The 18,985-nt window shown below is 76.7% G+C and carries 15 protein-coding genes and 1 pseudogene; 3 read left to right on the forward strand and 13 right to left on the reverse strand.

Annotated features, from left to right (window positions below; translation table 11 throughout):
- The 8 genes and pseudogenes from AB0N76_RS29945 to AB0N76_RS29980 all read right to left on the reverse strand — a co-directional run.
- Positions 1-376: pseudogene (locus AB0N76_RS29945) on the reverse strand (hypothetical protein); the annotation flags it as partial.
- A gap of 402 nt (positions 377-778) precedes the next feature.
- Positions 779-2,137 carry a DUF2252 domain-containing protein gene (locus AB0N76_RS29950; RefSeq protein ID WP_363562388.1) on the reverse strand — a complete coding sequence of 453 codons (1,359 nt, stop codon included), beginning with the start codon at positions 2,135-2,137 and terminating at the stop codon, positions 779-781.
- A gap of 170 nt (positions 2,138-2,307) precedes the next feature.
- Complete coding sequence (locus tag AB0N76_RS29955; protein ID WP_363562390.1) at positions 2,308-3,951, reverse strand: multicopper oxidase domain-containing protein; 1,644 nt, start codon at positions 3,949-3,951, stop codon at positions 2,308-2,310.
- Positions 3,948-4,604 (reverse strand): hypothetical protein, encoded by a 657-nt coding sequence (locus AB0N76_RS29960; protein ID WP_363562392.1) that lies wholly within the window; start codon positions 4,602-4,604, stop codon positions 3,948-3,950. The genes AB0N76_RS29955 and AB0N76_RS29960 overlap by 4 nt, the downstream gene beginning before the upstream one ends.
- 299 nt (positions 4,605-4,903) lie before the next feature.
- Complete coding sequence (locus tag AB0N76_RS29965) at positions 4,904-7,567, reverse strand: FtsX-like permease family protein (protein ID WP_363562394.1); 2,664 nt, start codon at positions 7,565-7,567, stop codon at positions 4,904-4,906.
- Positions 7,564-8,364, reverse strand: a complete 801-nt coding sequence (locus AB0N76_RS29970; protein ID WP_363562396.1) for an ABC transporter ATP-binding protein — start codon at positions 8,362-8,364, stop codon at positions 7,564-7,566. The genes AB0N76_RS29965 and AB0N76_RS29970 overlap by 4 nt, the downstream gene beginning before the upstream one ends.
- Before the next feature lie 213 nt (positions 8,365-8,577).
- Positions 8,578-9,366: an aminotransferase class IV gene (locus tag AB0N76_RS29975; protein ID WP_363562398.1), complete on the reverse strand. Its 789-nt coding sequence runs from the start codon at positions 9,364-9,366 to the stop codon at positions 8,578-8,580.
- Between the two features lie 50 nt (positions 9,367-9,416).
- Entirely contained in the window at positions 9,417-10,520 is a 1,104-nt protein-coding gene (locus AB0N76_RS29980; protein ID WP_363562400.1) for a GNAT family N-acetyltransferase, read from the reverse strand.
- Between the two features lie 422 nt (positions 10,521-10,942).
- Here AB0N76_RS29980 and AB0N76_RS29985 point away from each other — a divergent pair, with 422 nt between their 5' ends.
- The gene (locus AB0N76_RS29985) at positions 10,943-12,394 is read left to right on the forward strand and encodes a hypothetical protein (RefSeq protein ID WP_363562402.1); all 1,452 of its coding nucleotides are present in this window, start codon (positions 10,943-10,945) and stop codon (positions 12,392-12,394) included.
- On the forward strand, positions 12,391-13,575 hold the full coding sequence (locus tag AB0N76_RS29990; protein WP_363562404.1) for a glycosyltransferase family 4 protein: 1,185 nt from the start codon (positions 12,391-12,393) through the stop codon (positions 13,573-13,575). Before AB0N76_RS29985 ends, AB0N76_RS29990 begins: the two co-directional genes overlap by 4 nt.
- Positions 13,576-13,719: 144 nt before the next feature.
- On the opposite strand, the gene AB0N76_RS29995 is transcribed toward AB0N76_RS29990, so the two are convergent.
- The 5 genes from AB0N76_RS29995 to AB0N76_RS30015 form a co-directional block, all read right to left on the reverse strand.
- Positions 13,720-14,001 carry a DUF6221 family protein gene (locus AB0N76_RS29995; protein WP_363562406.1) on the reverse strand — a complete coding sequence of 94 codons (282 nt, stop codon included), beginning with the start codon at positions 13,999-14,001 and terminating at the stop codon, positions 13,720-13,722.
- Between the two features lie 64 nt (positions 14,002-14,065).
- Entirely contained in the window at positions 14,066-14,761 is a 696-nt protein-coding gene (locus tag AB0N76_RS30000) for an alpha/beta hydrolase (protein ID WP_363562408.1), read from the reverse strand.
- A 46-nt stretch (positions 14,762-14,807) separates the two neighbouring features.
- Positions 14,808-15,482: a response regulator transcription factor gene (locus tag AB0N76_RS30005; RefSeq protein WP_363562410.1), complete on the reverse strand. Its 675-nt coding sequence runs from the start codon at positions 15,480-15,482 to the stop codon at positions 14,808-14,810.
- Positions 15,470-16,834 (reverse strand): sensor domain-containing protein, encoded by a 1,365-nt coding sequence (locus AB0N76_RS30010; RefSeq protein ID WP_363562412.1) that lies wholly within the window; start codon positions 16,832-16,834, stop codon positions 15,470-15,472. Before AB0N76_RS30010 ends, AB0N76_RS30005 begins: the two co-directional genes overlap by 13 nt.
- Positions 16,835-16,843: 9 nt before the next feature.
- Positions 16,844-17,785, reverse strand: a complete 942-nt coding sequence (locus AB0N76_RS30015) for a DMT family transporter (RefSeq protein WP_363562434.1) — start codon at positions 17,783-17,785, stop codon at positions 16,844-16,846.
- A gap of 128 nt (positions 17,786-17,913) precedes the next feature.
- Here AB0N76_RS30015 and AB0N76_RS30020 point away from each other — a divergent pair, with 128 nt between their 5' ends.
- Entirely contained in the window at positions 17,914-18,804 is an 891-nt protein-coding gene (locus tag AB0N76_RS30020) for a LysR substrate-binding domain-containing protein (RefSeq protein WP_363562414.1), read from the forward strand.
- Positions 18,805-18,985 lie beyond the last annotated feature (181 nt).

An 18,985-nucleotide genomic window follows, 5' to 3' on the forward strand; every position in this document is an offset into this window, starting at 1 on the left:
CGGCGGTGCTGCGGCTCTGCTTCCCGCTGGGCGAGCCGCCGGGCGGGACGGCGGGCGGGGCGGCGGGCGTGGCGGCGGCGGCCGGGGCTGCCGAAGGGGTCACGGACGGCGCGGCCGGGGCGGAGGACGGACCGGCGGCCGGGGTGGTGCTCTTGCCCTGCGGGGCGCCGGCCGGGCGGGCGGCCGCGGAGGCGTGCGCGCCGGGGGTGGACCCGGCGACGGCCGGACCGGTGGTGGCGACGGAGGCGGCGGCCGGGGCGGCGTCGGTGACCGAGGCGGCCTGCGGACCGTCCGCGGTGGGCCCGCAGGCGGCGACGCCGAGCAGGAGCAGGGAGACGAGGGCAGGCCGGACGGCCGTGCCGAGGGGACTCTTCACCAGGGCTCTTTCAGCGGCTCGTTCGACGCGGGCGGCGGCGGACGGGAATGCCCGAGCGCCCGGGAACGGGGTGGGTGGGTGGAGGCAGGAAGGGCGCGGCTCGAACGGCTGCGCGGATCGCTATGTTACTGACGGGGAATAAGCTTGTCGAAGACATGCCCGATGGACGAACGGGCAACGAAAGCACCGTCAAGGCCTGTATCCACACGGGTGGTTGGTGTGCACCCGAAACCGGACCACCGGCTTTCGGCGGGGGTCGGCGGGTCCGCAATCCACCACTCGGCGGGTCCGCGCCCCCGCCGGGTGGCGGGTCACTCGAAACCCCGTCCCCACACCGCCCCCACGACGTCCCCCAAACCCCCATCCCCCTGCTCGGATCCCCCTGGTTCAGATCCCCCTGGTTCAGATCCCCCGGCGGATCGCCACCGCGCCCGCGTCGCCCGCCGCCAGCAGCGCGGCGAGGTCGAGGTCAGTCTGGTCGGCGTAGCGGACGGCGAAGTCGGCGATCGCCTCGGGGAAGGTGTCGGCCTTGCCGAGGTACCCGGCGACGGCGATCCGGTCCCCCGACCGGGCGTGCGCCCGGGCCAGGGTGCGGCCGCAGAGGCCCGCGTAGCCGCGCAGGTCGGCGGGGGTCATGGCGGCGACGTCGGCGGAGCCCTTCATGTCGCGCAGCTGGCGGCCGTAGAAGTGGCGGCCGGCCGGGCCGGTGGTCCAGCCGAGGAAGATGTCGCTGGCGGCCTGCATCAGGTGCTGGCCGGTGACGACGCGGCGGCCGCCGTGCGCGACCGGGGCCTCGGCGGTCGGCCGGGTGTCCGGCAGGTAGTCCTCCAGGACGGACCGCCCGGCCTCCTTGAGCTGCAGGAACAGCGGGTCGCCCGGGTCGCGGCCGTCGAGCAGGAGGATGAAGCAGCGGGTGCCGACGCTGCCGACGCCGACCACCTTGCGGGCGGCGTCGACCAGCCGGAACCGGTCGAGCAGGACCCGGCGGTCCTCGGCGAGGGTGGCCCGGTAGTCGCTGAAGATCTTGCCGACCCGGCGCAGCTCGTCGCGCGGCACCGGTTCGATCAGCGGCGGGTCGTCGATGATGCGGCGCCGACCGTCCTCGCCCTTCTCGGTGAGCTTGCCGAAGGCCTGCAGGTTGGTGCGGCGGCGGGCCTTGTCCAGCCCGGCCTCGACCTGGCGGCGGCGGCTCTTGCGGACCAGCGGGACCAGGTCGGCGGTGTCGATCCGGGCGTACCAGACGTCGAGCTCGCCGAGCCCGGCCAGTCGGCGCATCGCGACGGCGTAGCCGTGGGCGGCGGCGAACGCGGCGCGGTGGGCGTGCTCCTCGTCGTGGCCGTTGTCGCGGGCGGCGACGGCCACGCTGGCGGCGAGCCGCTTGACGTCCCACTCGAACGGGCCGGGGTAGGTCTCGTCGAAGTCGTTGACGTCGAAGAGCAGCGCGCGTTCCGGCGAGGCGTACACGCCGAAGTTCAACAGGTGCGCGTCGCCGCAGAGTTGGACGGTGAGGCCGGTGTCGGGGCCGGCCGCGAGGTCGGCGGCCATGACGGCGGCGGCGCCGCGCAGGTAGGCGAACGGGGACTCGGCCATCCGGCCGTAGCGGATCGGTCCGAGGTCGGCGAGCCGGTCCTCGGCCTGCTGCTCCAGGACGCGGACCGGGTCGGGGCGGTCGGCGGCGGGGATCCAGCGGCCGTGGGCGGAGCGCGGGACCCGGTCGCGGGCGGCCCGGCCGCGCCGGCGGCGTTCGGCGGGACTGGTCATGCGCGGCTCCTCATACGCGGCTCCTCCGGTCCGGTCCCCCGTCCGCGACGCTAGGCCACCCGGCCCGGGGCGGCACGTCGGGGAGGCCGCCAAGACATGAGGGCGCGCGGACGGGGCGCCTGAAGCGCCCGCCCGCGCTCCCCCGAACGGGTGGTTTCAGCGACGGCGGGTCACTCCACGACGAAGTCCGCCATCATCGCCATGTCCTCGTGCTCCAGGTTGTGGCAGTGCATCATGTACGTCCCCGGGTAGTCGGTGAACCGCACCAGCACCTCCACCGCCTCGGCCGGCCGCAGGTCCACCGTGTCCTTCCAGCCCGCGTCGTACGGGCCCGGGTCGCGGCCGTTGCGGGAGAGCACCTGGAAGGGGTTCAGGTGCAGGTGGACGGGGTGGTGGACGTCCGTGAAGAACCGCCACAGCTCGGTGGTGCCGAGCGCCGGGCGGACCAGCGTCCGGCCGGGCTGGTAGGGCTGGTTGTTGATCGTCCAGCCGTCGTTGCGGCTGCGCCGGAAGCCGAAGACCCGGGTGGCGACGGCGGCGCCGGGGTCGAGCCGTTCGAGGGTGCAGAGCCGCTCGGGGACGCGCGTGTCGTCGGTCACCGGACGCGAGGAGACGTCGAAGAGCATCACCTCGTCGGTGCGGTCGCCGCCGAAACGGTTCATCAGCCGGACCGGGGTGCCGGGCGGGTAGCGGGAGAAGTCGACCACGAGGTCGAAGCGCTCGGCGGGGGCGATCTCGACCGCGTCGTGCGCGATCGGCTCCTCCAGCAGGCCCCCGTCGGAGCCGATCTGGACCAGCGCGTCGCCGCCGGACGGCTGCGGGTCGAGTTCGAGCCGGTAGAGGCGGGTGTTGGAGGCGTTGAGCACCCGCAGCCGGTACCGGGCCCGGTCCACCGCGACCCGCGGCCAGGGGGCGCCGTTGACCAGGATGACGTCGCCGAGGACGCCGTTCATGTAGTCGTCGGTGACACCGGGGACGGCGAGGTCGGGGTCGCCGGCGGGGTAGCGGAAGGAGCCGTCGGCGGCGAAGGAGCGGTCGGCGAGCAGCAGCGGGAGGTCGCGCTCGCCGCGCGGCAGCGGCAGGGCGTCCTCCTCGTCGTCGTGGATGAGGTGGAAGCCGGCCAGACCGCGCCAGACGCCGGGGCCGGTGAAGCCCATTCGGTGGTCGTGGTACCAGAGGGTGGCGGCACGCTGGTTGCCCGGGTAGGTGTAGGTGCGTTCACCGGTGATGGTCCGGCCGAGGTAGGTCGCGCCCGCCTGCCCGCCCGGGCCCGGCATGCCGGGCATCCCCGGCATCCCCGGAGTGGTCGGCGCGGTCGGCGTGCCGGACGGGCCCGCCGTCGGCCGGGCGAAGCGGTTGTCGTCCGACGTTCCGACCGGCATCAGCAGGTCCACCGGGTAGCCGTCGCTGTCCGCCGGGGTGTGACCGCCGTGCAAGTGGACCACCGACGGCACCGGCAGCTCGTTGCGGTGGCGGACCACCAGCCGGCGCCCGGAGCGGGCGACCAGGGTCGGCCCGGGGAAGGTGCCGCCGTACGTCCAGGCCTCGGTGTGCAGGCCGGGCAGGATCTCCAGCCGGGCGACCCGCTGGGTGATGTCGTAGTAGTCCGTGGTGCCGTCGGAGCGGACCGGGGCGAGCACGGCGGGCACCGGCAGCGGCACCTGGAACGGGTCCGGCAGCGGGACCTCGCTCTCCAGCAGCCGGCCCGGCCGGCCCTCGGCCAGCAGCCGGGCGGTCGCGGGGACGGCGAAGGCCCCCAGCGCGCCCGCGCCGAGCACGGCCGCGCCGGCACCGAGGAAGCGGCGGCGGTTCACGGTGCCACCTCCACCGAGCCGGCCGAGGAACCGGTGGCCGGATGGCCGGTGGGCCTCGGCAGCAGCCCGGCGCCGTCCCCCGGGTCGGCCGTCACCTCGGCCGCCCCCCGGGTGCGACCCGGCAGCCGCAGCCGCCAGGCGTCGACCAGGCCGAACAGCAGGCCGCTGACCAGCAGCACCCCCAGCGTGACGTGCAGGCCGACCGCCCGCTCGTAACCGAACGCCGTCTGCACCCAGGCGGCGACCAGCAGCAGCGCCGTGGTCCCGAACAGCCGGAGCGGTCCGCGCGCACCGGCGCCCGCGCCCCCGTCCGCGCGCCCGCCCCCGCCCGTGTCCGCGCCCCCGACTCCGTCCGCGCCTCCGACTCGCGAGCGGCCGCCGCCCCGGCAGACCAGGGCCGCCGCCACCAACTGGACGAACAGCACCGTGTCCAGCGCCGTCGCGCCCAGCTCGTGCGCCCGCAGCGCGTCGTAGTGACCGTTCAGGAAGCTCCCGGCCAGCACCGTCTGGCCCAGCGCCAGGGCGGCCGAGGCGCTCGCGGCGGCCCGCAGCAGGAGCAGCGGCAGCGGCAGTGCCCGCGACGGACGCGGCGGACGCGGCGGCAGGTGCAGCAGCGGCAGGCGGGGCGTGCGGGCCACGGGGGGACTGCTCATCGGTCGGCCTTCTCTCTGCCGGCCGCGCCGGGGCGGGGTGGGCGTGCCGGGGTGACGGGCAGGCCGGACGCGCTCGGCGCGGGGGTGGGCGGGACACCGCCCGGGGCGTTCGGCACCCGGACGGAAGCGGCCGCGAGCGTAACTGATCAGACATCACTATCAGCGTGGATCAGCGCCCTTGGCGCCGTCGACCACCCTCTTGCGCCTGTTTCGGCACCGCCGTGTCACCCGAACGGGCGGTGCGCCACCCCCGCGCGCACCGCCCGTCCACCTCCCTCCGGGGTGGGGCCGCCGAGGAGCTACTGCCGTCCGCCGACCGCCGCCACCGGGCGGGACCTCAGCAGGGCCCGGGCCGGCAGCGCCGTCGCGGCCAGGCAGAGCAGCACCGCTCCGGCGGTGAGCGGCAGCGCCATCCCCGCCGGGACGTGCGGGGCCACCCCGGCCATGCCCCGGGTGATCGGCACCAGGGTGATCCAGGCGATCACCCCGCCGACCAGCAGACCGGTCGTGGCCACCAGCAGCGCCTCCCAGCGCATCATGCCGCGCACCTGCCGCCGGGTGGTCCCCGCCAGCCGGAGCAGCGCCACCTCGCGGCGCCGGTCCAGCACCATCATCACCAGCGTGTTGGCGGCGGCGACGGCCGCGAACCCGCCGAGCACGCCGGCCATCACCGTGTTCGCCCAGGCGCCCAGCTCCTGCGCCTTGTCGGCCTGCGCCGCGTAGCCCGCCCGGTCCGTGACGGTCAGGCCCGGCGCGGCGAGCGCGCCCAGGCCGCGGGCGACGGCGGCGTGGTCGGCGCCCGGCGCGTCGGCCACCAGCACCTGGCTGTCGTACGCGGCGGTGACGTGCTCGGCGACCGCCGCGCGCGGCAGCAGCGCCTGCCCGAAGCCGAGCCCGCGCTCGTAGGTGGCGACCACCAGCGGCTTGGCGGCCATCCCGTCGCCGAGCCAGAGCGGCGCCCGGTCGCCGACCTTGACGCCCAGCTCGTCGGCCAGGTTGTCGGCGAGGGCGATGGTGTCCGCGGCCCGGCCGAGGTCGGCGAGCGAACCGCTGCGCACACCGAGGTCGAGCACCCGGGGCAGCCGGGCCGGATCGCCGGCGATGCCCAGCGCGTTGGCGGTCTGCAGCTGGCGGTCACCCGACTGGTAGACGAGGCCGGTGCGCAGCACGCCGACGGCCGCCTCCACCCCGGGCACCTTGGCCGCCTGCTCGGCGACACCGGCATTGGTCACGGCACCCGCGCCGGTAACGGCACCCGCACCCGCACCGCCCGGGGAGCCCGCCGGCAGGCCCGGGCCGGTCGAGGCGAGCACGTGATCGGCGACGATGCCGGTGCGCACCTGCTCGCCGGTGGCGTGCCGGAGGGTGCTCTGCATGACCAGCAGGGTCCCGCAGAAGGCCGTCACCATGACGATCGGCGTGATCGCCGAGGCCAGCCGGCGGGCGTTGGCGCGGCTGTTGTCGGCGGCCAGCGAGCCGGACGCGCCGCCCGCCCGCAGCGGGGCGCCGAGCACCGCGGCGGCGAGCCGGGCCACCCACGGGCCGAGCATGGCGACCGCGACCAGGAAGCTCATCACCACGCCGAGCGCGGTGTTGGCGGCGTCGGAACCGTCCAGCTTGGCCGCGACGACGGACAGCACCACGCCGCCGGCCGCGAACAGCAGCCCCAGGACGGTGCGGATCCGGCCCGGTCGGGCCGGTTCGAGGACGGCCGCGCCGAGCGCCTGACCGGCCCGCATCCGGGCCGGGCCGCGGGCGGCGAAGAAGCCGGCCGTGAGCGCGGCGAGCGTGCACAGCACCACGGCGGCCAGCATCGGCAGCGGTCCGACGGACAGCTCGACCGCCGTCGGGACGGCGCCGCGGTCGACCATCTGGCCAAACCACCAGCGGGCCAGCGCCAGCCCGGGCAGGATGCCGAGCGCGGCGGCGAGCGGGGCCACCAGCATCGCCTCGGTGGCGATGGTGCGGCGGATCTGCCGCGGGGTGGCGCCGACGGCGCGCAGCAGGGCGAACTCCCGGGCGCGCTGGCGGGTGGCCAGGGCGACGGTGGAGACGACCACGAAGACGGCGGTCATGGTGGCGGTGCCGCCGAAGGAGCCGCCGAGCGCGATCAGCATCACCCGGGCCTCGTTGAGGACCGGCTGTTCGACGGTGCCGCGCCCGGTGCCGGTCAGCACCTCGGCGGCGCCGCCCACAGCCTGCCTGACCTGCGCGGCGAGCGTCTTGCGGTCCACGCCCTCGCGGGGCTGGACGGCGATCGCGTCGACCCGGCCGGGGTGGCCGGAGAGGCGGTCGGCCTGCTGGTCGGCGAACCAGGCGGTGGGGCCGGCGGGCTGCGCGGCGGCCAGGCCGGAGATCCGGTAGCCGGCGGTGCCGCCGGGCGCGGCGAGCGTGAGGGTGGCGCCCGGGGTGAGGCGGGCGGCGCGGGCGGTATCGGCGTCGAGGACGACCTCGCCGGGGCCGGGCGCGCGGCCCTCGACCAGCCGGTCCTGCGGGCCGGCGATGCCGAGCGCGGCGAAGCCCCGGCCGGTGAGGACGCTCACGGGGGTGGTGCCCGCGGCCGCCGGGCCGCCTGCCTGCCCGCCTGGCTGCCCGGCTGCCTGTCCGTTGGACGGCGTGACCGTCTGCAGCGGGAAGGCGGTGTCCGGGCGGGCGGCCGCGACGCCCGGCTGGGCGGCGATCCGGGCCGCCAGGGCGACGTCCACCCGGGCCCGTTCGGGAACCGGCTGGTCCTTGGTGTCGGTCTCCTCGGCGGTCTTGACGGTGATGGTCACGGCCGGGTCGGCGGCGACCACGACCGGCGTGTCCGCGTACCGCACGGACGGCACCGAGGCGGTGATGCCGGTCTGCAGCAGGGTGCCGCAGGCCGTGATCACGGCGGCGCCGAACAGCAGGGCGACGAAGGTGCCGACGAACGAGGCCGGACGGAAGCGCACCGAGGCGCGGGCGAGTCCGTTGCTCATGCCGCCGCTCCCACCGGACGCGCGGTCAGGGTGACCATGCGGTCGGCGACCGCCTTCGGGTCCGGCCGGTACAGCTCGTCGGCGATCGCGCCCTCGGCCAGGAACAGCACCCGGTCGGCGACCGAGGCGGCCACCGGGTCGTGGGTCACCATGACGACGGTGGCGCCCATCGTGTCCACCGCGTGCCGGAGCAGGCCGAGCACCTCGTGCGCGGTCCGGGTGTCCAGCGCGCCGGTCGGCTCGTCCGCGAACACCACGTCCGGGGCGGTGATCAGCGCGCGGGCGATCGCCACCCGCTGCTGCTGGCCGCCGGACAGCTGCCCGGGCCGCCGGCCGGCGTGCTCGCCGAGGCCGACCCGGGCGAGCAACTCCCGTGCCCGGGACCGGTCCTGGCGCTCCCCGGCGAGGCGCAGCGGGAGCAGCACGTTCTGCAGCACGGTCAGCGAGGGCAGCAGGTTGAAGGACTGGAAGACGAAGCCGATCCGGCTGCGGCGCAGCTCGGTGAGCCGGTTCTCGCTCAGCCGGGTGATCTCCTCGCCGCCCAGCCGGACCTCGCCGGCGGTCGGGCGGTCCAGGCCGGCCGCGCACTGCAGGAAGGTGCTCTTGCCGGAGCCGGACGGGCCCATGACGGCCGTGAAGGTGCCGTGGCCGAGCGTCAGGTCGACGCCGCGCAGGGCGTGCACGGTCTCGCCGCCGCGTCCGTAGCTGCGCCGGACGCCGCGCAGCTCGATCGCGGCGTGGGCGGCGGGGTGCTGCCCGGTCGGCTCGGGCTGGGGGCGGGTACGGCGGGGTGCCATGGTGGGCCTTCCTTCGGGAATCGTCGCTGGTCGTCGACGTGTTCCAGGCTAGGAAGGCAGGGTCCGGCGGACCATGGAGGCCGCTGGCGGACCGGGGGTGGGGTTATCCCCCGGGCCCGGGTCGGGGTGGCCTCGGTGGCCTTCGCTGTCGCGGCGGGGTGGCGGTCCTCGGCGGGGCGGTGTGGCGGCGGGGTGTGGCGGCGGGGCGGCCGCTCAGATCTCCTCGCCCTCGACGCCCTCGTACGCGGCGCGCAGCTCCGCGACGACCGGGTGGGCGGGGTCGAACGGCGTGTCGTCGATCGCGGCGAGCGGGCGGACGCCGACACCCGCGTTGACGGCGACGGCGGCGACGAAGCCGCCGAGCCCGGCCGGGGTGACCGGCTCGCGCCGCTGCGGGCCGGGGTGGGCGGCGGCGAGCAGGGCCGCGGTGACGCCGGGCAGGGCGGCGGCCTCGGGCCAGACCAGGTCGCGGCCGTCGTGGAGGGCCAGGTTCCAGGTGGCGCCCTCGGTGATCCGGCCCTCGTCGTCGAGCAGCAGGGCGTCGTCGTAGCCGGACAGTTGGGCCAGTCGGCGCTGGTGGAGCAGGCCGAACAGGCCGACGTGCTTCACCTCCGGCAGCTCGCGCCGGTAGGCGGCGGTGCGGACCCGCAGCGGCCCGGGTGCGGCGGACGGCGCCGGGCGGGTGGTGACCAGCAGGCGGGGCGCGGCGGGGGCGGCGGGGCGCTCCAGGCCGAGCGCCGGGTCGAACACGGTGACCCGGACGATCACCGGCGCGCCGTCGGCCGGGAGCGCGCGGCGGATCCGGGCGCGCGCCGCCTCCCGGTCCAGCGCGGCGTCGAACACCGTGCGGCAGTCGCGGACCAACCGGTCCAGGTGCAGGGCCAGGCCACGGGCGCGGCCGGCCTCGGCGCGCAGGGTGGTGAAGTGGCCGTAGTTGAGCAGGCCCAGCGCCGCCAGCTGGGCGGGGTCGGCGGGGGCGCCGTCGATCTCGATCTCTGTCACGGCGTCGAGTCTCCCAGGCGGGGGCGGGCGTATCTGCCCAGGCCGAGGCCTCACGCACCCGGGGCGGGCGGGGTGTCGGTGATCGGCGGGGTGTCGGTGATCGGCGGGGCGGCGGTGACGGGTGGGGCGGCGACGCTGGGCGGACCTCCGGTGCCCGCGAGGCCCCGGTAGGGCGTGCTCACCGGTCGGCCGCCGGCACGGGCCAGCTGCTCGAAGTGCTCGATCTTGTAGGCGAGGCCCTCCGGCTCGCCCGCGTCCGACCAGCGCCAGGCCTCCGCCCACCACTGCGGGCCGCGCACCAGCGGGCGGCCGGCGAGCGCGAGGTGCAGGGCGAGGGTCGACCGGGCGAAGTCGTGCACCCAGCCGTCGGCCTGCCGGTAGGCCGCGGTCTCGTCCAGGCGCAGCCAGCGGCCCTCGTGGCCGGCGGCCAGCAGCGGCGTCCAGGCTCCGGTCGGCGGCGCGTACCGCGGCCGGTCCGGCGGTCCGTCCGGCGGTCCGTCCGGCGGGGTGCCAGCCGGGCCGTCGGGGGTCAGCAGCACCAGGCGGCCGTCCTCCTCCCGGACCCGGTAGGGCGGGAGTTGGGGCATCCGGACCAGGCCGATGGCGTGCTTCCAGGAGACCACCCAGAGGCCGCGGCGCAGGTAGTAGCGGACGGCGTGCTGCCAGGTCCAGTGCGCCTCCAGCCGGAAGCCGGGCAGGCCCTCGGCGACGGCCGCCCGGAACACCTGGTCGAGGACCCGGGCCGCGACGCCCCGGCCGCGCGCCGCGGGGGTCAGGTAGAGCGAGGAGATGGCCAACTGGCCGGGCCCCTTGGTCCAGTTGTCCACCGCGACGGTGCCGATCGGTCTCGTCCCGCTGCCGTTCCCGTTCCCGTTGCCGCTGCCGCTGCCGTCGACCAGCCAGTACCGCCGCCGGTACAGCTCGCCGGCCGGCCAGTCGCGGCCGCTCTCGCCGAGGCGCTCGCGCAGTCGGCGCTCCTCGGCCGGGCCCACCGCCTCCGGGTCGACCAGCTCGCCCAACTCGCCCTCGGCGCGCGACGCGAGGTCCCAGAGCGCGAACCGGCGCCCCTCGTCCTCGCTCGCAATCCGCACCCCGGGCGCCGCTGCCAACCGCTCCTGCGCCCGCTCGACCGCCATGTCCCAGGACCTCACCACGCCGTCCACGATAGCGAGCAATCCGCACGGAATGTAATTCGTTGGACACCGAACGTCAGATCGGATACGAATTCCTGTGTTCGGCACGACGCACCCCGAGGAGGATCCAGCAGATGCACGAGAACGCCGTCCGACCGGCGCGGGCGCCGCCCGGCGAACCCGCCCGGTGGTAGGGGAAACCCGACCAGAGGACTCGACCTGGCCGTCATGACCTCGCCGACCTGCGCCGCTGAGATGAAGTGGTGCTGATTCACCGCGCCCGTCCAGGCCTTCCACGCTCCTCCCAGGACCTCGAACGACCCGAGCACCGCGACCACCGCACTCGGCGTACCCCTCGCCCTCCCGGCGGGCGGCGGGCGCTGTGGTGCGGCGGGTGGCTGGCCGCGGCCGGGTGGGCGGGGGCGTTCCCGCTCGTCTCCGGGTTGGGGCCGCACCGGACTTGGGGGCTGTTCGCGGCAGCGGGGTACCTGGCGGCGGCGGTCGCCGTGCTGGTGCTGCCCTGGCGGTGGGCACGCCCGGCCGCGGTGACGGTCGCGCTCGTCGGGGCGGTCCTCGCGCCGCTGCTCGTCCTGGTCGCGACCGGACAGGGGCAGAGCGAGGTCGCGGTCATCGAGCGGTCGGGCGAGTTGCTGCTCCGGCACGGGACGCCGTATCTGACGGAGCCGCAGACGGTCGCCGAGTACACCCCCTACCTACCTGGGATGGCGCTGCTCGGACTGCCCCACGCGCTGCTCGGCGCGGGTCCGCTCGTCGACTCGGGTCTGCTCGTCCACGCGGGTCTGCCGGTCGAGGCCGGTCGGCTGCTCGGCGACGCCCGGCTCTGGTGTGCCGCCGTGTTCCTCGGATGCCTGGCGGCCGACGTCCGGCTCCGCCGCTCGGGCACCGCGCCGTCGACAGCCGCGCCGCTCACGGCCGCGCCGGGCGGGCGCGCGCCGTCCGGCGGGGCGATGTCGGCTGGCAGGGCCTTGGCCGGCACGGCGTCGGCTGACGGGACGCCGGCCGACGCAGCGTCCGGCAGCACGCTCGCCGTGGCGGCGCTGGTCGCCTCGCCGCTGGTCGCGCTGCCGCTCTGCGTCAGCGGGGTCGACCTGCCGCTGACCGGTCTGTGCTGCCTGGCGCTCGCCCTGGCCGAGGGGCCGCGTCCACGACCGTTCGCGGCCGGGCTGGCCCTCGCCCTGGCCTGCGCGCTCAAGTGGACGGCCTGGCCGGCGGTCGCGGTGGTCGCCGCCCTGCTGGCCGCCGGTGGCGGACGGCGGGCCCAGCCGCGGGCCGTCGCGAGCTCGGTCGCGGCCGGGGACACGGCCACGGACGCGACTGCGGACACGGCTACGGCTACGGCTACGGCTACGGACGGGGACGCGACTGCGGCCAGGAGCCCGGTCGCGGCTGCGGTCACCGCGGTCACGACCGCCGTCGTCGGCACGGCCGTGCTCGTGCTGCCCGTCGCGCTGCGGTCGCCCGGCGCGCTGCTGGAGCAGGTGTTCGCATTCCCCACCGGACGTGGCGCGCTGCCCACTCCGGCGAGCAGCCCCCTGCCCGGTCACCTGCTCGCCGAGCTCGGCCCCGTCGGCTGGTACGCCGCGCTCGCCCTGCTGCTGCTCGCCGGGCTCGCCGTCGCCGGGTCGCTCGTGCTCCGCCCGCCGCGGCACGCCGTCGCCGCCGCCGACCGGCTCGCCCTCGGCTTCGCCCTGGCGTTCCTGCTGGCGCCCGCCGGCCGCTTCGGCTACCTCGCGCTGCCCGTCCTCCTCGCCGTCGTCGCCCGCCTGCGCGCCGCCCGCCCGGCGGCCGCCTCGGCACCCAGGCCCGAACCCACGCGCACCACCGCCCCCTCCCCTGCCCGCTCCCGCACACCCGAGGTCCTCGCCACCCCATGACCGGCACCCTGATCATCACCAACGACTTCCCGCCCCGGCAGGGCGGCATCGAGACCTTCGTCCACGCCATGGCCACCCGGCTCCCCACCGACGGCGAGGTCGTCGTCTACACCTCGCACGAACCGGGCGCGGCCCGGCACGACACGGTACTGCCGTTCCCCGTGGTCCGGGACCGGTCCCGGATGCTGCTGCCGACCCCGCGGGTCACCCGCCGGGCCGCCGAGATCGCGCGGGCGCACGGCTGCGACCGGGTCTGGTTCGGCGCCGCCGCCCCGCTCGCCGCGATGACCCGCGGTCTGCGGCGGCAGGCCCCCGGCATCCGACGGACCGTCGCCACCACGCACGGCCACGAGATCTGGTGGGCCCGCACCCCCGTCGCCCGGCGTCTGCTGCGGCGGATCGGCGACAGCGTGGACGTCGTCACCTACCTCGGCCCCTACACCCGTGACCGGATCGCCCCCGCGCTCGGCCCGTCGGCCCGGTTGGAGCGGCTCGCCCCGGGGGTCGACACGAAGTTGTTCCGCCCGGGGCCGCGGGAGGCCGATCCCCACCGGGCCCCCGTGATCCTCTGCGTGGCGCGGCTGGTCCCGCGCAAGGGGCAGGACACCCTGATCCGCGCGCTCCCGCTGGTCCGGCGGGCCGTCCCCGGCACGGTGCTCGTCCTGGTCGGGCAGGGTCCGGACGAGCGGCGGCTGCGCGCGCTGGCCCGGCAGCACACCGAGCCCGACGCGGTGGTGTTCGCGGGCGGGTGCGAACACGCGGACACCCCGGCCGTCTACGCGGCGGCCGACGTCTTCGCGATGCCGTGCCGCACCCGGCGGGCCGGGCTGGAGGCGGAGGGCCTCGGCATCGTGTTCCTGGAGGCGGCGGCCGCCGGCCTGCCGGTCGTCGCGGGCCGCTCGGGCGGCGCGCCGGACACCGTCCTCGACGGGGTGACCGGCAGCGTGGTCGACGGCCGCGCCCCGGCCGCCGTCGCCGAGGCGCTCACCCTAATACTGCGCGCCCCCGCCGCCGAACGGGCCCGGATGGGCGCCGCCGGACGTCGCTGGGCCGGCGAGCAGTGGTCCTGGGACACCACCGCCGCCCGCCTGGCCACCCTCCTCACCCCGGCGGAGGCACCGGCCCCGGACGCCCTACCGCCCCACTCCCCCGCACGGCCCGCACCGCACGGGGCACGGTGAGGCCGGAGCCGTCCGGGCGCTCACCGGACCAGCGAGGAAACCGGGGTGATCCGCGCAAGGAAAGGCCAGGTCGAGGACGTCGGGGACCGGCCCCGCACGGCCCGCACCGCACGGGGCATGGTGAGGCCGGAGCCGTCCAAGGGTTCACCGGGCCGGTAGCCAGGCGGGGTGGAAGGCGGGGTGATCCGCGTAGGGGAAGGCCAGGTCGAGGAGGTCGGGGCAGGGCCAGTCGTCCCCGTCGTACTGGCAGTCGTCGCGGTCCTCCCACGGCAGTTCGGGGTCGCCGGCGGCCGGGCTGAGGGCGTGTCTGGCGAGGACGCGCCGTTTCGCGGCCACCTCGCGCACGGCACGCGTGGAGGCGTGCCGTGCGAGCTCCGCGTCCTCCTCGATCCTGGCCCGCAGGAAGCTGACGATGTCGTCGGTCATGACGGCACCCTGTCGGCCTCCCGCCCGGTCGGCAACCGGTTTCGGGAGGGAGGAAGGCCGACGGTCAGCGCTTGGCGGCGGTCAGGAGGGCGGCGGCCAGGTCGCGGGGCTGGGAGAACATCGGCCAGTGGCCGGTCTCCAGGGTGGCGTGGTGCCAGGTGGGGCCGGTGAGCAGGGTGGCGGCGGCGGGCGGGGGCTCGGGGCTGTCGAGCAGGCAGGTGAGGTAGGTGGCGGGGAAGTCGGTGAGCGGGCCGGCCAGGGCGGCCGGTTCGGTGAGGCTGCCGCCGGGGTGCGGGGTGGCGCCGGTGACGATCCGGGCGATCTGTTCGTCGGTGAGCCCCTGACCGGCGAACTCGTCGGCGGTGAGCGGGGGCCAGTGGCCGTCGTTGGCGGCGATCGACTCCGCCACCTCCCTGCCCCACGGTCCGGCACCGACGAAGGCCTCCCCGTCGACCGGGATGACGGCGTCGACGAAGACGACGTGCGCCAGCCGGTCGCCGATCCGCTCCGCGGCCTGGCCGACCGGGACGCCCGCGTAGCTGTGGCCGACCAGGACCACCTCGCGCAGGTCCCGCTCCTCGATCAGGTCGACGATGTCCTGGACGTGGGTCTGCTGCCCGGCGGGCGCACCGCGGCGCTCGGCGAGGCCGGCGAGGGTCAGCGGGTGGACGCCGTGCCCGGCGGCCCGGAGGTCGGGGAGCACGTCGTCCCACGCCCACGAACCGAGCCAGGCGCCTGCCACGAGTACGAATTCCGTCATGGCGGCACCGTACGACCCACCACTGACAACGCGCGTGGCGCGGAGATCAGTCGACGCCCAGGTCGGCGAGGTCGGCCAGGTGCGCGAGGACGGCGAGGACCCGGCGGTTGCCCTCGGCGGGGTCGAGGTCGAGCTTCATGAAGATGTTCCCGCAGTGCTTGACCACCGAGGCCTCGGTGATGCTCAGCCGGGCGCCGATGGCCTGGTTGTTGAGGCCCTCCGCCATCAACCCCAGCACCTCGCGTTCGCGCGGGGTGAGCCGGCCGAGCGGGCGGTCGGCGGACTGCTGCCGCAGCAGCACCCGGACCACCTCCGGGTCGATCACGGTCTCCCCGGCGGCCACCCGGCGCAGCGTGTCCAGGAAGTCGGACACCTCGCCGACCCGGTCCTTGAGCAGGTAGCCGAGTCCGGCCCGCTGCGCGCCGGCCGCGCCGAGCAGCCGGGTGGCGTACGGGGTGGCCACGTACTGGGAGAGGACGAGGACGGGCAGGCCGGGGTGGCGGGCGCGGAGGTCGAGGGCGGCGCGCAGGCCCTCGTCCCGGAAGCCGGGCGGCATCCGGACGTCGGTGACGACGGCGTCCGGCCGGTCGGCGTCCACGGCGGCGGCGAGGGCGGCCGCGTCGCCGACGGCGGCGACGACCTGGTGGCCGCCGCGGGTGAGCAGTTCGACGAGGCCGGCCCGGAGCAGCACGGCGTCCTCGGCGATGACTAGCCGGAGCACGGCACCTCCAGTCGGAGCCTGGTCGGCCCCCCGGTCGGGCTGGTCACCATCAGTCGTCCTCTCAGGATCGCCACCCGGTCGGCCAGTCCCTGGAGTCCGGCCCCGGCGGCCGGGTCGGCCCCGCCGCGGCCGTCGTCGGTCACCTGGAGCACCAGCCGGCCGTCGGCGACCCGGCCGTGGACGGTGATCGCGGTGGCGCCGCTGTGCTTGGCGGCGTTGGTGAGGGCCTCGGTGACGGTGAAGTAGGCGGTGGTCTCGACGGGTGCGGGCAGCCGTCCGGGCAGGTCGAGGTCGACCGTGACGGGGACGGGGTGGCGCAGCGCGACCTCGGCGACGGCGGCGGGCAGGCCGTGGTCGGTGAGCACCTGCGGGTGGATGCCGCGGACCAGGCCGCGCAGCTGTTCGAGGGCCTGCCGGGCCTCGCCGCGGGCCCGGTCGACCAGCACCAGCGCGGGGTCGGGCTCGGGGCCGGGGCCGGAAGGGTCGGGGGCGGCGCGTTCGCGCAGTTCGTGGGCGGCGAGGCCGAGGGTCATGGCGAGCGCGACGAGCTGTTGCTGCGCCCCGTCGTGCAGGTCGCGTTCGATGCGGCGGCGTTCGGCCTCGAAGGCGTCGACCAGTCGGGCCCGGGAGCGGGTCAGTTCGAGGACCTGCCGCCCGTGGTCCTCCTCGCGCGGGCCGAGCAGCAGCCGGGCCGCCCGGACGTGGACGGTGGTGAGCAGGGCGCCCGCGTAGGCGGCGAGCAGGAGCCCGGCGAGGCCGACGGCGGTGGCCGGGAGGGCGTGCAGCGGTCCGCGGACGGCGTGGCCGGGGATCAGCATGACGGTCTCGGGGGCGAGCGCCCAGACCACGACCGGGCTGACGACCAGCATCCCGGAGAACAGCAGCAGGGCGGCGAGGCCCAGCCCGGCGGCGGCGAGCGGCGGGGCGACCAGTGCGGTGTGGGCGAGTTCGCGCCAGGTCGCGCGTTCGCGCAGCCGGGTGCGGAGCCGGGCGCGGCGGCCCGCGCCGGGGAGTTCGCGGTGCGGGCCGGCGATCGGGCGCGGTTCGACCAGCCGGAGCCGGCGGCGTTCCAGGGCGCCGACGGGGAGGCCGGCGAGGGCGACGCCGAGCAGCAGGAGCAGGCCGAGCCCGGCCGGGGAGGTCAGCAGGCCGAGCAGCAGGAGGGTGATCAGCAGCACCGTCACCAGCAGGGTGAGCACCGCGCCGCTGAGCAGGTAGGCCCAGCAGCGCAGGGTGTGGTGGGTGAACGGGAAGCGGAGCGGGCGGGCGCGCAGCGCGGCCTGGACGGCGACGGGGGTCGTTGCCTCGCCGCTCTCCTCCACTGTTCGTCGTCCTGCCTGCCCCGTGCCCATCAGGTCACCCTAACCGACCTGCTGACGTCGCTTCCGGCTGCGACGGACGCTCCGGACGGGCCCGGCGGGAGCGGACGGCTGCCGGGTGAGGGCGACGGCGGCGATCACCGCTAGGCCGCCGGCCAGGGTGTTCCAGCCGACCGGTTCGGCGAGCAGCAGCGCGCCGAGCGCCGTCGACCAGAGCGGCGTGATGTAGGTGACGGCGGCGGCCACGGCGGTGCCGGCGGTGCGGACCAGACCGAGGTTGAGGATGTAGGCGACCCCGGTGCCCAGCGCGCCGAGGACGAGCAGGGCGGCGGCGGCCCCGGTGCCGGGCCAGTGCGGGGCGCCGGCGACCGGCGGGGCGACCAGCAGGAGTTCGGCGCCGCCGCAGGTGATCTGGACGGCGGACAGGGCGGTCGCCGAGTGCGGGCGGCCGGCGAGATGGCGGCGCAGGTAGGCGAAGCCGGCGCCGTAGCAGCAGGTGGCGGCCAGGCAGGCGAGCCCGCCCGCCGCGCCGCCGGCGTCCGCAAGGGACCCGCGCCAGACGCCCAGGACGGTGAGCACCCCGACGAAGCCGAGGCCGAGCCCGGCCAGCCGGCGCGCGCCGGGGCGGCGTTCCCCGGCGACGGTGGCGACCGTGAAGAGCAGGGTGAACAGCGGGGTGGTGGCGTTCAGCACCCCGGCCAGCACCGAGCTGACCCGCGTCTCGCCGTAGGAGAACAGGGCGAACGGCGCCGCGTTCAGCAGCACCGCGACGACGGCCGAGTGCCCCCAGGTGGCGGCGTCGCGCGGGACGGCCTCGCGGCGGACGGCGAGGATCGCCCAGAGCGCGGCCGCGCCCAGCAGGCAGCGCCAGGCCGCCACCCAGAGCGGCGGCACGCCCGCGTCGACGGCCACCTTGATCAGGGCGAAGCTCGCGCCCCAGATCGCCGACAGCGCCACGAACCCCGGCCACCAGCGCCGTCCCATCCCGGCCACCCGCCTCTCCGTCTCATGCCCCTGCGTGAACAGCGGAGCAGCCCCGCTTGGACAGAGGGTGGCCGGGCGACCGATCATGAGTCCAACAAGTGGTAGTGCGGCATGGATGAGGAACTCTCATGGCCTCGGAGGTGAACCTCGCCCAGCTCAGGGCGCTGGTCGCGGTGGCGGACGCGGGCGGGTTCGGTTCGGCGGCGGTCGAGCTGGGGGTGAGCCAGTCGGCGGTCTCGCACGCGGTGGCGGCGCTGGAGCGGACGCTGGGCGCGCCCGTCCTGCACCGCGGCACGCCCGCCCGGCCGACCCCGCTGGGCGAACGGATCCTCCCGCACGCCCGGACGGCGGTCGCCTCCGCGACGGCGGTGCGGACCATCGCCGCCCGCCACTCGGGCGGACTGGCCGGGACGGTCCGGCTGGCCGCGCCGACCACCGTCTGCCAGGGGCTGCTGCCCGGCCTGCTGCGCGACTGGCGGACCGAGCACCCCCGGCTGACGGTCCGGGTGTTCGAGGGCGAGGACGACGAGCTGGCCGTCTGGCTGGAGGCGGGCACGGTGGACGCGGCGGTCCTGGTGGACGCGGACCCGCCGCCGCCCGGGGCGGTCCCGCTCGGCTCGGACTCGATGCACGCGCTGCTGCGCCGTGACCATCCACTGGCGGGCGAGCCGGCCGTCGACGTGGCCGACCTGGAGGACGACGACTTCCTGCTCTCGGAGGGCGGCTGCGAGCGGCACATCCGGGAGGCGTACCGGCGGGCGGGCGTCCGGTTCGCGCCCCGGCACCGGATCCGGGACCTCAACACGCTGATCGGCATGGTGCACGCGGGGGTGGGCGTGTCGGTGATGCCCGCGCTGGCGCAGCCGATGCTGCCGCCGGACTGCGTGCTCGTCCCGGTCCGGCCCGCCGTGCACCGCACGCTCGCGCTCAGCGGACCGGCGGGCCGGCCGTGGTCCCCGGCGGTGTCGGGCCTGCTGGACGCGCTACGGGCCGCACCCCCGGGCGGCGGCAGGGGGTGAGCGGCGGCCGGTGAGCGGCGGGCGGGGGTTCTACCGCATGCACCCGCCCCAGCGGAATCCGCATTTCGTCGTACGACACGACCGGTGGTCGCGGGCCAGGATAGCCATGACATGTCCGCGCCACACGGCCACCGTCCAGCACGGGCCGCGTTCCCCTCCTCGTACGTACCGGCACCTCATC

It is taken from the genome of Kitasatospora sp. NPDC093806 (genome assembly GCF_040683335.1).
GTDB lineage: Bacteria > Actinomycetota > Actinomycetes > Streptomycetales > Streptomycetaceae > Kitasatospora.

Excerpts from the sequence above, each read along its gene's own strand:
- AB0N76_RS29950 (WP_363562388.1), bottom strand. The coding sequence starts at position 2,137 with ATGACCAGTCCCGCCGAACGCCGCCGGCGCGGCCGGGCCGCCCGCGAC.
- AB0N76_RS29960 (WP_363562392.1), bottom strand. The coding sequence starts at position 4,604 with ATGAGCAGTCCCCCCGTGGCCCGCACGCCCCGCCTGCCGCTGCTGCAC.
- AB0N76_RS29965 (WP_363562394.1), bottom strand. The coding sequence starts at position 7,567 with ATGAGCAACGGACTCGCCCGCGCCTCGGTGCGCTTCCGTCCGGCCTCG.
- AB0N76_RS29970 (WP_363562396.1), bottom strand. The coding sequence starts at position 8,364 with ATGGCACCCCGCCGTACCCGCCCCCAGCCCGAGCCGACCGGGCAGCAC.
- AB0N76_RS29990 (WP_363562404.1), top strand. The coding sequence starts at position 12,391 with ATGACCGGCACCCTGATCATCACCAACGACTTCCCGCCCCGGCAGGGC.
- AB0N76_RS29995 (WP_363562406.1), bottom strand. The coding sequence starts at position 14,001 with ATGACCGACGACATCGTCAGCTTCCTGCGGGCCAGGATCGAGGAGGAC.
- AB0N76_RS30000 (WP_363562408.1), bottom strand. The coding sequence starts at position 14,761 with ATGACGGAATTCGTACTCGTGGCAGGCGCCTGGCTCGGTTCGTGGGCG.
- AB0N76_RS30010 (WP_363562412.1), bottom strand. The coding sequence starts at position 16,834 with ATGGGCACGGGGCAGGCAGGACGACGAACAGTGGAGGAGAGCGGCGAG.
- AB0N76_RS30015 (WP_363562434.1), bottom strand. The coding sequence starts at position 17,785 with ATGGGACGGCGCTGGTGGCCGGGGTTCGTGGCGCTGTCGGCGATCTGG.
- AB0N76_RS30020 (WP_363562414.1), top strand. The coding sequence starts at position 17,914 with ATGGCCTCGGAGGTGAACCTCGCCCAGCTCAGGGCGCTGGTCGCGGTG.